This window comes from Enterococcus sp. AZ170 (genome assembly GCF_050545135.1).
In the GTDB taxonomy this organism is placed as follows: domain Bacteria; phylum Bacillota; class Bacilli; order Lactobacillales; family Enterococcaceae; genus Enterococcus_L; species Enterococcus_L ureilyticus.
In genome coordinates, this window is record NZ_CP172947.1 from 3,473,286 (window position 1) to 3,485,385 (window position 12,100).

A 12,100-nucleotide genomic window follows, 5' to 3' on the forward strand; every position below is an offset into this window, starting at 1 on the left:
ACATGAAAAAATTCTATTTTCATGACTTAATAAAGTATTTTATTCTGCTATGTATTTTTCTAACTGGATATTTTATTTTTACTAACACTAGCAGAAAAGATGCTGACAGTATCACTTCAAATTATCTTGTTAAACCTACCAACAGGATCACAAAAATTGAATACCGCGATAGTGTTGATGCATTTTACAGAGTAAAAAACGACTTTATTTTCCATTCATACAAAGATAAAGATGAAAAAAAGATACTATTAGAAACAAAATCTGAAAATTATTTTGACTATAAAGCTCAGAAAAAAATGGAAAAAGATTTTGGGCTTGAGCAAATGATCAAAATAAACATTGTTGGGAACACAAACGATAAACTTACACGTCAGCCCTCCTATGGTGTAAGCATTAACCCGAAGGTAAAAAAAATAAGTGTTGATGGGAAAGAAGCAGATAAAGTTTTCGATTATGAATATAACGGAAAGGTATTTTATATTTGGTATTTTAAAGACTTAGAAATCAGTTTAGATAAAGTTAATTCAGAAGAAGACTGGGACAATATCTCAGTAAATTTTTCTTGAGAACAATATTAAATCTGTTCTATCGAGATTATAATACACTCATTTTATCAAACTTATACTAGTAAAAAATATGTTATTTCTCAGAAACAAACTCCATAATATCCCCTGGCTGACAATCAAGAGCCACACATATCCTCTCAATAACATCCATCGATACTTTTTCATTTGCAGAAAGCTTCGCTAATGTAGCCGTTCCTATCCCAATTTCTTTACGTAACTGTGTTTTTGTCATTTCTTTATCTATCAATAACTTCCATAAACGATTATAAATTATCGGCATTTGCCTTATCCTCCCATTTTCTACTAACTATATCCTCAGTATAAAGTGTAGATATTCTACAGTCAACACAATAAATTCGTTTAATTGAACAAATAATTCTTAAAACGAAATAAAACCATCGACTGAATATTCTATTTATGGCATCATATATTCATTAATACGAACATTAAATTCTTTTTATCGAATAAAAAGGAGAGTTGACTATAAATAAAAAGAAGCAGAGCTTTAACGATTAAGAAATGAATTTTTTAAACTAAAACTCCACCCTAGGAAAGTTGAGTATGTCATACATTTAAGAAATTCTCCAAAAAAATTTGAAGGAGAATCACATTGAATACAATAAAACAGTTAGATATTAAAAACGACAGAAATCAACCAATTAAAAGTATTAGCCACCAAGATATTTACTCATTACATGACCTTTTAGAACAACTCAATTCTTGGCAAAATGCACTGAATCTACTAAATGATTTTTTTAGTGATAAACAAAGACCAGTAAACAAGAAAAAAATCGCAAGTAACTATTATGCTTGTTCACAAATCTTCTCTATTTTTCATAATGACTTTACGCAAACCTTGACGAAAATGGAGCACCAAATTACAGAGTTGAGACAAAAAGAAAAAGTTAAACATTGAGTCACTTTCAAAGTAAAAAATTACTATTTTTAGTAGTTTTTTACTTTTTTCTTTTATCTCCCTAATATTATTCCCTATTTTGTTAGTATTAAACAGAATACAGCTAATTAAAAATTAGCCGTAGCACTAGATTTACGTAGAAAAGACGATATTGTCTACTTGAACTTACATGAAAAAGCCCACGGACCTCATGGTTTAGTCGCTGGGACAACAGGTTCTGGTAAATCAGAGATCGTACAGAGTTATATTTTGAGTTTAGCCGTGAATTTCCATCCTTACGATGTGGCTTTCCTCCTGATTGACTACAAAGGTGGGGGTATGGCGAACTTGTTCCGTAATCTCCCTCACTTATTAGGGAGTATTACCAACCTAGATGGCGCTCAAAGTATGCGTGCCTTGATTTCCATCAATGCCGAGCTAAAACGCCGTCAGCGCCTTTTCTCGGAGAATAACGTGAATCATATCAATCAGTATCAAAAATTATATAAAAACGGCGATGTTGAAGAGCCGATGCCTCACCTCTTCTTAATTTCAGATGAGTTCGCCGAGTTAAAATCAGAACAGCCTGAGTTTATGAAGGAACTCGTTTCCACTGCTCGTATTGGGCGTTCATTGGGGATTCACTTGATCCTTGCGACGCAAAAACCAAGTGGTGTGGTGAATGATCAAATCTGGAGTAACTCGAAATTCAAGCTTGCCTTGAAAGTGGCGGATAAAGTTGATTTGATGAGAATCACACCGAATAGAATGAACCACTGAAACAAATTAAGTATATTTTAGCTTTAACGAAACTGTATAACAATCTTTTAGAACGAAAAGTGAATGAAGACAAAGAACAGTAGTTATGGGATAATGACTTATTGGCAAAGAATGAAGAAGAGTACTTCTTGTTAGATGATTTAGGCAGTCCGTTAAGACAACTAACGATCACTGGACAGTCTCTTGAAAACTATGGATTTGATGAGTTTGGGCAAGCGTTATTCGGCACACCGACAAACCACCTCTTTGGTTTTACTGGTTACAACCTGGTGAAATTAGTGAGTTGAATTATGCAATGGCTAGGTACTATGACCATAGATTAGGAAAGTTTATCTCAAAAGATGCAGATCACTTTTTAATTGTTTGGATTAAATAACTATATAAGGAGAGGAATGTTTTGTCTAAATCCTATTTATTTTTAATCTACACTTTAGTTATCATTTTTTCTATTGCAGGATTTGTGGTCGTAAAAAAAACTATTTTTAGAGAAAGCTTTATTGATTTAACTAAAGTAAAAAAAGAAGATTTTGAATATACAAAAAAACATCAAGGAAAAGTTGATATCTTTATTAAGATTACTGGGAATATTTTTACTGTTATACTATTTTGGTCTTATATTTTGCCTGGACTAAAAGATTTACCTGCTGTGCTTACTGAAGACTATCAATTAATTGAAGGGACAGCAATAACTCGTGCAGGTATCGGAAACAGAAGAGAGCCAACTGTGGTCACAATTGCGGGGGAAAATGGAGAAACAGTTCGTTTAAGATTCTATACCTCAGAACCTATTGAAAAAGGAGACACTCTAAAGGTTATTTATCTGCCGAATTTAAAAAGAGGAACTCTACTTACTCATCTATCAGAATAATCAGTCTCAACAATTTTAAACTACGTTTTGTTTGGAAAGGGGAATGTATGAATAACTACGAATTGAGGATTTCAACCTTTTTAAAAATGCCTGTAAACTCTGGATTTTAGCAGGAATGTTATTATTACTATTCTTCGGATCTTCGATTTTCTTTAAACAAGGGAATGTTACTATTGGGCATTTTTGTATTGCTACATTTTTCCTTGTTGGTGGTTTTCTAATGTTAATCGGTGCAAACAGATGGAAAATCTATGTGACAGAGGAAGAGATAACAATTCAATTTATATTAAAAAAAAGGAAGACTCTTACTTTTAGTCAAATTGAAAAAGTGGAAATAGATACACATAAAAATTTAAGACTATTTTCAAGTGGGAAAAAAATTATTACTATTGATTGCTATACGACAAACTACTCTCTGTTTATAAAAGATTTAAAATCAAAAGGTTTACAAATAGAATATAAAGTTTAGTTGACCCCAATAGTATCTCCATCACCTAATAGTCACTTTACTATCAGGTGATGGTATCTTCAGCCAAAATTAAAGCTAATTTAGCATCAGATGGAATAGAAATAGGTACCCCAGGGCTAATTGGTATTGGTCTATCTGGAAAAAAAGTTGACCTAATAGATTTAGATACTGATCTTTAATTTGAAAGGAAGAATGGTGTCATGCATTTAAAACAAAAAATAGGCTATGTACTTATATTAGTTTTTACTACTATATTTTTTATCGGTTGTAAAAATACCACTGATACCGATGTTTCAGCTAGTACTAGCAACGAAATGATTACTAAGGAACAAGAAGATTATCTAAATAATGGCTATCAAATTGGAGAGTACAAACTCCTATTAACAGAAAATCAAAAAAAAGACGAGAAACAGATATTTATAACTAATAATTTTTTTGAATCTGATTTTCTAAAAAAACAAAATGATATAGATTTATCTAAAAAAATAAATATTATATTATACGGATTACATTATTCTCCAGAAGAAGAACTTTATACATTGGGAACTTTTATGATAAACACTTCGGATATAACTATAAAGAAAATAAGTCTAACTGTCACTACTAAGTTTAAGAATATAGGTGAGGTATCGCCTACAAAACTTACTTTAGAGGGAGATGATTTTGCTGAGTTAGCGCCAAAAAACTTTTTGACACTAGCGCTCTCTGGAGATGCTCCTTTAAAATCCGCAGATCTATTAATGGAAAATAAAGGTCCAGATATCACTTTTAAAATAACAGATTTAGAAATAAATGGAGAGAAGGTGGATAACACCAATGAACATTAAATGGGCAAAATACCTACAAGAAACACCTGAATATGATACAGTGACCATTGATAAAAATTACATTATAGCTTGGAAAGAATTTCTAGAACAAAATAAGGACAAATTTCCTACCAATGAACTAGTAATCATCACTGGAAATATGACTATTAAAAATGAAAATATGATATTAGAGTATGCTCTACTTAAACAATCTGAAAAAACAATCAAGGAAATTGAATTTGGGGTTACATTATCTTTATTTGGAAAGGAATACTTCACGGGTGCTTTAAGAACCAACAAAAACTGCTATGAAGAACTTCTTCCGAATGATGTGCGGCTAGATTTAATTGACTTTGGAAATGATCGCTATGATAACTACCAATTAGTCATTCACTATTGTAACGAAATAAACTATGATACAGATGAATTAACTGTAAAGGAGCTACAAAATAGTGCAAAGTAAACATCCTGGAGATAAACTAGATACTATGGCGACTATTCTTCTTTTTGTCCAAGTGATAATGACTATATTTAATGTTATTTTTGGATTTTGGGCTGGGAGTCAATACTATTTATATGGGCTACTCGTAAGCGGAATGCTTATTCGTGCGGTTATTCAAACTATTGTAATGTTTTGGCTAGTAAATAAAGAAAAAAATTTCCCAAAAAACTCAACTGCATGGTGGATATTTGTTTGCTGTTTAGCTTCAGGTTTTACTAATATTTTTTCTAGCTACAGTTCCTTTACTTGGGGAAACTTAGAATTGATACTCATTTTATGCGGTATTATCTTGTTGTTTCGCCACTACGCTTATATGAAAGCTATTCGGATAGAATACGAAGAAAAAAAGAAGCAACAGCAGGAAGAATATATCTATGTAACTTATAAAATAGGCAATAGCAAAAAAGGAGAAAATTTTGAAAAATAAGAAAAACTTTATTGTTACTTTAATTAGCGTTGCCCTTGTTGCTATTATCGGAGGATGGCTATTCGTATCTTCCAACAAGAAAACATATAACTCTTTCCCAGACATTTTTAAGACAATGGATGTTTCCACCAAAAGTGAAAAATCCAATACTGAAACATTGAAAAGATTTGCTGAAAAAAATGATTATACTTTCCAAGAAACTGAGGATAACAATGTTTCTAAAATTTTAGTTGTTTCAAAAGACTATATTCAGAATTTAATATACTCTCCAGAAGAAAATGAATTATCGTTTATCAAAATGAACAGTGCTGATTTAACGATGCCTGATGATAAGAAGATTAAAAAAATAGCAGAAGAAGATTCATTTGATAAGGTAATAAACGAGCTTGGAGAGCCTGACAGCATGAAAAAGGATGGAAATGGGCTAATTGTATTGATATGGAGAGATACATTAGAAAAAGGATATGAATCTCTATCTATAGAACTAAAAAATAATAAGGTAACTAAAGTAACAAACTTAGACATATAGAATAACAAACTGTGTAACTATTACATTTCTGATAGTTACACAGTTTTTCACTTCAACCAAATTATGTCAGATATATCATTAATATACCACACCCAATTCACAGACTATTCGTAAAATGAAAATTTTAATTGAGGTGTTGCTTTGAAAAAAATTAATTACTTATTACCTCTTAGAATTAGAAACTATTTTTTTAGAGCAACTTTTGACTTTTTCTTTCAAACGAAAATATACGTTCACTCTTTATGTTAAAATTAAATAGAGTTCGTGTTCGAAGTATTTTGATTCTAATGAAACTATGGAGGGGAATAATGAAAAAAATAGTTCTTTTAGTAGGTGGATTAGTCCTCTTGACTGCTTGTCAAGACACTAAGAGTAATAATGACTCTACAAGGGATAGTCTTTTAGAAAAATATCAAGCTAAAGAGAGCTCTATGGATACCGAGCGTAAAACAATTAATTTAAAAGAATATAAATTTTTTATTCCTAGAATATATGATGATGCACTTGTTAAAGATTCAAAAAAAATGGAAGAATTTCTATTTAATCAAAAAGAAATAGAGGTCCAAGATTTACCAATCTCCACAATCATGTATGGTGGAACTTATGATAAACAAAATGAAATGTTCATTACATTAATGTATTTGGTGAATAATACTGATAGGGAAATCGAAAATATTTCTTTCGAATACCATTTAGACTTAACTACAATTGATGGAGAGGATGAGGGAGATTATCCTTATAATTACAAGAAAATAAATGATGAGATTATTTCTCCTAAGACTATTTTACCTATTTTTTTAGGGTCTAAAAACATTAAATTATCTCCCCAAAAGGACTCCTACTTCGGAGAAGATTTAAGTAAAATAGAAGTTAATAATATTATAATTGATTATAAAGATGGACTTGAAGAATCTAATAAATAAATATCCAACAATATTTTCGATTATAAATAATTTTCATTCTTTCTTTATGTTAAACTTAATATAAAGGTAGCAGAATAGCGAACTTGTTCTGTCACTCTCATCACTTGTCAGGGAGCATTATCAACCTGTATGGAGCTTAAAGTATGCGTGCCTTACTCATTACGATCAATGTCCAGCTAAAACACCGTCAGCGCCCTTTTCTTGTAGAATAACGTAAATCATCTCAATCAGTATCAAAAACTACATACAAATGGAGAAACAAAATGAATCTTAATTTAAAACAATTTAAAAAAGAAGATTTATTTGAATATACACTATCAATAAAATCTGGCCGACATGATTCAGATAGCTTAAAAATACTGACTAATTTTTGGATACTACTGGGTCCGTTATTTGTTTTTGGTATAACTCATTACTTTAATGAATACATAGGTTTTGTGCCTAGTATTGTTAAAATAATATCTACTGTTTTTATAGTAGTTTCTGTCATTTGCCTCTTCTTTAGTATAAACAAAATAAGAAAACATTTTGAAAAAGCTCAATCGATCCTTTTTCTTATCGTTCTCTTTCTCTTTGCATGTTTAGCTTTTTGTATGGGAGTCATTTTATATCTTCAAAATATCTACAATCACTACAAACAGTTTACTCTAGAGGTTATTCCTCTCAATATAATTAATTTAATCCTAATAATGGGGTTTCTTAGTTTCATCATTCCGATAACATCAGGATACATTACGATCTTCACGTATATAAAAAAAGGAAAAGCTAGAAAAGAAAATCTTGTAAATCAGAATGAAAAAATGTCTAGAGAGACTTTCATAAATCTTCTTTTCCTATTTTTCACGCCTATAGTGTTTCCTTCAATGCTCTTTTTCAGTCACGTACCTATGAATGGGCTTTTTAATTTCATTTTAGGTCTATTAGTAAGCTATGGTATATTGTTTTTTTTACCTGGTCTAGCAACGACTTTTTATACAAAGTGGAGATTTCCGGAGTTATAAAAGCAGAAGGAGTAAATGGAAACGTACAAAACCTTTTATACTATTTTTATTTATATTATTACTAAATATTTGTCAAACCAACATATAAAGTAGTGGAAAGAAATAAATCTTGATAAATTAAACCCCACAAAGAAGAATTAGCATTAATTTATAACAGAAGGACAAACACATGTCTAACAATAAAAATTAATTCATACTATTATTTTCTTTAGCAATCATGTTAACTGCTTATCAAATATATACTATTAGCGATACCAATGAATCTAGTTTTCAAACTTTCATAAAAACGCTAACTGATCAACAAAATGAAGTATTAAATAATGTATGGCGAATCTGGAAGATGTTATTCTAGCCGTTTCATACTTTATTTTCTACTATTAGATAATAATAGCTTTACAATGCTTCATAATAAGAATAAATTTTCAAGTTAATCAAAAGATAGATGATCTAGAACGAATTGAAATTATAAAAATAAAGCTTCTATTAAAGGGGAAATTTATCGTGGAAAATTTAGTATACAATAATGAGCTTATCTCTTGGACTTTGGATGGAGAAAAAATTGACATCAAACTAAATAAAGTGTTCTTTGCCTCTTATAATGAAGAATCCAAATTAATTTATGCTGAAGTCGGCAAAAATTTTATAATAACCTCTGTACATTATTTTGAAGTAGACGGAACTTGTAGAATGAAATACAATCTTGAAACTGGAGAAATCAACTGGTTATACCAAGGAATTTCTAAGTTTCTTACATTTAATGAACTAATACAAGTTGGGTATTTTCCTTTAAAAAATTTACTTTTAGTTATGCTAAATAAGATAAGGAAAAATGTCATTGCTTTAGATTTGGAAGGTGAATTCTTATATGCTGTAGACAAACCTGTTGACTACGAGATACTATATTTTCAAGAATTTCCTCTCTATATAGCCTTTGTTTGTGAAGGGAATACCAATCACGAAGAGCAATATGGCAGGAGTAGGTTTAATTTCAAGTTAAATTTAACTACTGGGATTTTAGAGAAAAAAGCTCTCTCTCACTAATGAGTATTAGTTATCCGAAAAATCTAGATGTAACACTTTTCAACTTTAAATTTTGGCTGGGAGGCTATAGTTCATGATAAACAAACTAAAAAACAAGTGGTGGTTATTCACTATTTTATCCGGTATTTGCCTATATAACGATCCTTACTTTGGTCTATTTTCTATTTTTATGATACTTATTTTATTTTTTGATATCATAATGTCCACCATTATGATAGGTCATTTTAATATATTTTCAAAAAAAATAGCAGATAAAACTGAGCACCTCAATATAATTAAGAAGATTTTTAATAAGGAAATACTTTCTTTTAAAATTGGTAAATTATTCACTACTATTTTTACGATTTTCGTAGTATTTGTCATTTTCATCCAAAATCTAAAAGCAAAAGAGATACTGAGTCCTTATTATTTTTTAGCTATAAAAAATAGCGTTGCTTTGCAATTAATTTGTATAATTCTCGCTTTAGCTTCAATAATATTTTCCTCCGTTCTATTCTGGTTTTATACAGATGCTTATAAGCAAAAATTGAATGAATTGGAGCATTAACATGAGAAAACATTTATTAATCTTATCTACCTTTTTTATGTTTATCGTTACATTATTAATCAATAATCGTATAAAATATTACGGATTAATCAGCTTATTCTTAATTCTTCCTTACTTTATCCATACTGTGAATTTAGCTATACACAAAAAATTGGCAGCTAGAGAAGATTTTCTAGGACAAGAAGCACAGCGGCAACTAAAATGGTTCAGCAGTTCCAGTTATAAGAGGCTCCTACTAGTCTTAACCATTCTTCTTGGGGTAGCGTTGTTCATTACTTATTTATTTTTAGTATTTGTTTCAAGTAAATCATTTGAATTGTACAACATCCTCTTATTGTCGATCAGTGGTGCCATTCTGATGGTTTTTTTATGGCAGTTTTATTTAGAGATGAGAAAATAATTCAGAACATGATGGGACTTTTACTTATTTTTTGAAAGCCAAGAGGTTCATTTAAGGACATTTTTATAAAAAGGACAATAGATTCAAAAATTATTATCGTGCATTATAAAGCTGGTGTTAAAAAATCTAACTAATCATCAAATAAAAATCACTTTATCAATTTTTCTGATAAAGCAAAACAAGGAGCCAAACATGTCTGTACATCCAATCAAAGGATATCATTTAGAAAAAACAATCAGATACACCATTTTTTTTCAAATTGCCACCACATTATATATCTTAGTAAGAACAATCATCACAGGACAAAGTGCGTTTATTTATTATAGCCACTCTATGGATATGAAAATATACCTACTACTAATTCTATTGCAATGTGTAGTGAGTCTCTATTTATTAAATTCTCAAGGGAAAAATCCAAACTATTGGAAAGCATGTTTTTTGCTGCTTTCCACTATCTTTATAAGTTCAATTAAAATCAAAAGTCACAGCTATTCAATCGTGTTAGATATTATCGGCGTTCTTTTAGTTCTCTCTTGTATATCTGTCATTATTACGACACATAATTATCTAAAGAAGATAGAAAAAGCTTCTTAGCATTTTTAAGCTTATCGTTATCTGTTGTTTAAAAAATTCACAAAGAATTATTGACTCTTCAAACAGAAAAAAGGAGTACGGGGTACAATGAAGGATTTCAAAAAAATAGCAGGTATATTATTTACAATAACCTTAACCCTCATCTTCACAAAAAAATATTGTCCAACAACTACTCACCAATCAGAACAGGCATTACAAAAAAAGCTGCAACAACTGAAATCCTAAAATCTCCTACTCATTTTTTTATCGTTCAACCAGAACTATGGACAACAAGTAAAGGATGGAAAATCACGTCCATTAACAAGAACCGTTCAGAAGATGTCGAATTGGTCAGTAACTCCCCAGCCAATGCCTTCCTAGTATGGTTCTATTGAATGAAGCAATTTCTTTTTTATCTAATTAATATAATTTAAAATAAAATTATCGCTAAACTGGTGAAAAAATTCAAGTAAGTGAGAGTATTATTGGATTGATGTTCCTATTAGATTCATGTTTATATTTGGTATATAGGAAAAGGAAGTCTGTTAGATAATCTAAAATAAACTATGAAAGTAACTGACATAGAATCAGTTACTTTCATAATCTTTTATTTTCTACTATTGTTTTTTATCTTCGTTTTACGTCAACCTATTTTAGAAAAACGTTTCAAATATAGCTTTTTAGACGGTCATTCATCTAATGAGATACTCCCGCTCATGCTTCAACAACCATTTCTTCCGCTCTACCCCGCCGCCATAGCCACCTAGACTCCCGTCTGTCTGAATCACCCGATGACAGGGAATAATGATTGCTAACTGATTTGCGCCGTTAGCATTCCCAACCGCTCGCATGCCCTTCGGACTACCGATCTTCGCTGCTAGCTCTTTATAAGAAGACGTTTCACCACGTTTAATTTCTGTCAATGCTTGCCAAACACTTTTCTGAAAATCAGAACCTAAACACAAATAGGGTGTTTGAAATTCATCCAGCTTCTTCTCAAAATACAATGCTAATTCATTTTTGATCTGTTCATTGATTTTCGTTTTTCCTGGAACGATCGAAGCATTCATCCGATTGCGGAGGTGTTCGATTTCTCTTTCCAAGCCACAACGATCGACAAACTCAAGTAAGTACAGGTATTCATCATCGGCAATGCTCATCATTGGTCCGAGAATCGTATCGATCCAATCAGCAGATAATACCTTGATTTCTTGTGATTGCTTCGGGTTTCTTCCCATGATTTTTGAAAAAGCGTCATAAAAGCCACTGGGAGAATCATACCCCGCATCTAGCTGCGTGTCGATTCGTTTTTCACCATTCTTGATTGATTTCAAGGCGATTCCCATTCTTCTTGAACGTGCATATTGTACAAATGTCATGCCATAAACTTTTTTAAACTGTCTTCTCGCAGTCATTGAGTGAATGCCTAAATCAGCGAAATCTTGGTCTTTCCAACGCTTTTCGGGATTTTCTTCCACTAGCTCCACCATTTTCTGAACGAATGGCGGAATTTCTCTTGGAAAAGATAACGGTTTACATCGTTTGCACGGTCTATAACCCGATAGAAGAGCCTCTTCTGCTGTTTCGTAAAATGTACAGTTTTCATACTTCGGTTTTCTTGCGGGACACGTTGCGTGGCAAAAAACACCTGTGGAACTAATACCCACAAAGAAAATTCCGTCATAGGTTGAATCTTTTGCTAATAACGCTTGATAATAGTCTTTTTTTTCTTTTTCGCTGATCATTGGACATTCCCCTTTCTACTTTATTTTG

Annotated in this window: 16 protein-coding genes and 1 pseudogene; 15 read left to right on the plus strand and 2 right to left on the minus strand. The window is 31.1% G+C overall.

Annotated features, from left to right (window positions below; all coding sequences use genetic code 11):
- Window positions 1-2: 2 nt before the first annotated feature.
- Window positions 3-566, plus strand: coding sequence for a hypothetical protein (locus IGJ55_RS16600; protein ID WP_430606934.1), 564 nt, complete (start codon window positions 3-5; stop codon window positions 564-566).
- Between the two features lie 73 nt (window positions 567-639).
- On the opposite strand, the gene IGJ55_RS16605 is transcribed toward IGJ55_RS16600, so the two are convergent.
- A complete protein-coding gene (locus tag IGJ55_RS16605) occupies window positions 640-846 on the minus strand; it encodes a helix-turn-helix domain-containing protein (RefSeq protein ID WP_430606935.1) in 207 nt (68 codons plus the stop codon).
- Window positions 847-1,176: 330 nt separating this feature from the next.
- On the opposite strand from IGJ55_RS16605, the gene IGJ55_RS16610 reads away from it, so the two are divergent.
- From IGJ55_RS16610 to IGJ55_RS16675, 14 genes and pseudogenes are all read left to right on the plus strand, one after another.
- Complete coding sequence (locus IGJ55_RS16610) at window positions 1,177-1,482, plus strand: hypothetical protein (protein WP_430606936.1); 306 nt, start codon at window positions 1,177-1,179, stop codon at window positions 1,480-1,482.
- 114 nt (window positions 1,483-1,596) lie between these two features.
- Window positions 1,597-2,217 (plus strand): annotated as a pseudogene (locus IGJ55_RS16615) (FtsK/SpoIIIE domain-containing protein); the annotation flags it as partial.
- A gap of 125 nt (window positions 2,218-2,342) precedes the next feature.
- A complete protein-coding gene (locus IGJ55_RS16620) occupies window positions 2,343-2,528 on the plus strand; it encodes a hypothetical protein (RefSeq protein WP_242551070.1) in 186 nt (61 codons plus the stop codon).
- Window positions 2,529-2,638: 110 nt separating this feature from the next.
- Window positions 2,639-3,109 carry a hypothetical protein gene (locus tag IGJ55_RS16625; protein ID WP_207121733.1) on the plus strand — a complete coding sequence of 157 codons (471 nt, stop codon included), beginning with the start codon at window positions 2,639-2,641 and terminating at the stop codon, window positions 3,107-3,109.
- A 115-nt stretch (window positions 3,110-3,224) separates the two neighbouring features.
- Window positions 3,225-3,578, plus strand: coding sequence for a DUF6560 family protein (locus IGJ55_RS16630; protein ID WP_429951502.1), 354 nt, complete (start codon window positions 3,225-3,227; stop codon window positions 3,576-3,578).
- 200 nt (window positions 3,579-3,778) lie between these two features.
- A complete protein-coding gene (locus IGJ55_RS16635) occupies window positions 3,779-4,405 on the plus strand; it encodes a hypothetical protein (RefSeq protein WP_207121731.1) in 627 nt (208 codons plus the stop codon).
- Window positions 4,395-4,847, plus strand: coding sequence for a hypothetical protein (locus IGJ55_RS16640; protein ID WP_207121730.1), 453 nt, complete (start codon window positions 4,395-4,397; stop codon window positions 4,845-4,847). The genes IGJ55_RS16635 and IGJ55_RS16640 overlap by 11 nt, the downstream gene beginning before the upstream one ends.
- Window positions 4,837-5,313: a hypothetical protein gene (locus IGJ55_RS16645; RefSeq protein WP_207121729.1), complete on the plus strand. Its 477-nt coding sequence runs from the start codon at window positions 4,837-4,839 to the stop codon at window positions 5,311-5,313. The genes IGJ55_RS16640 and IGJ55_RS16645 overlap by 11 nt, the downstream gene beginning before the upstream one ends.
- A complete protein-coding gene (locus tag IGJ55_RS16650) occupies window positions 5,303-5,842 on the plus strand; it encodes a hypothetical protein (RefSeq protein ID WP_430606942.1) in 540 nt (179 codons plus the stop codon). Before IGJ55_RS16645 ends, IGJ55_RS16650 begins: the two co-directional genes overlap by 11 nt.
- Window positions 5,843-6,150: 308 nt before the next feature.
- A complete protein-coding gene (locus tag IGJ55_RS16655) occupies window positions 6,151-6,765 on the plus strand; it encodes a hypothetical protein (protein ID WP_429951496.1) in 615 nt (204 codons plus the stop codon).
- A 263-nt stretch (window positions 6,766-7,028) separates the two neighbouring features.
- On the plus strand, window positions 7,029-7,766 hold the full coding sequence (locus tag IGJ55_RS16660; protein WP_207121726.1) for a hypothetical protein: 738 nt from the start codon (window positions 7,029-7,031) through the stop codon (window positions 7,764-7,766).
- Window positions 7,767-8,267: 501 nt separating this feature from the next.
- The gene (locus tag IGJ55_RS16665; protein ID WP_429951494.1) at window positions 8,268-8,807 is read left to right on the plus strand and encodes a hypothetical protein; all 540 of its coding nucleotides are present in this window, start codon (window positions 8,268-8,270) and stop codon (window positions 8,805-8,807) included.
- A gap of 73 nt (window positions 8,808-8,880) precedes the next feature.
- Window positions 8,881-9,354 carry a hypothetical protein gene (locus tag IGJ55_RS16670; protein ID WP_429951492.1) on the plus strand — a complete coding sequence of 158 codons (474 nt, stop codon included), beginning with the start codon at window positions 8,881-8,883 and terminating at the stop codon, window positions 9,352-9,354.
- A gap of 1 nt (window position 9,355) precedes the next feature.
- Window positions 9,356-9,754, plus strand: a complete 399-nt coding sequence (locus tag IGJ55_RS16675) for a hypothetical protein (protein WP_429951491.1) — start codon at window positions 9,356-9,358, stop codon at window positions 9,752-9,754.
- 1,265 nt (window positions 9,755-11,019) lie between these two features.
- On the opposite strand, the gene IGJ55_RS16680 is transcribed toward IGJ55_RS16675, so the two are convergent.
- Window positions 11,020-12,072, minus strand: a complete 1,053-nt coding sequence (locus IGJ55_RS16680) for a bifunctional transcriptional activator/DNA repair enzyme AdaA (protein WP_430606945.1) — start codon at window positions 12,070-12,072, stop codon at window positions 11,020-11,022.
- Window positions 12,073-12,100 lie beyond the last annotated feature (28 nt).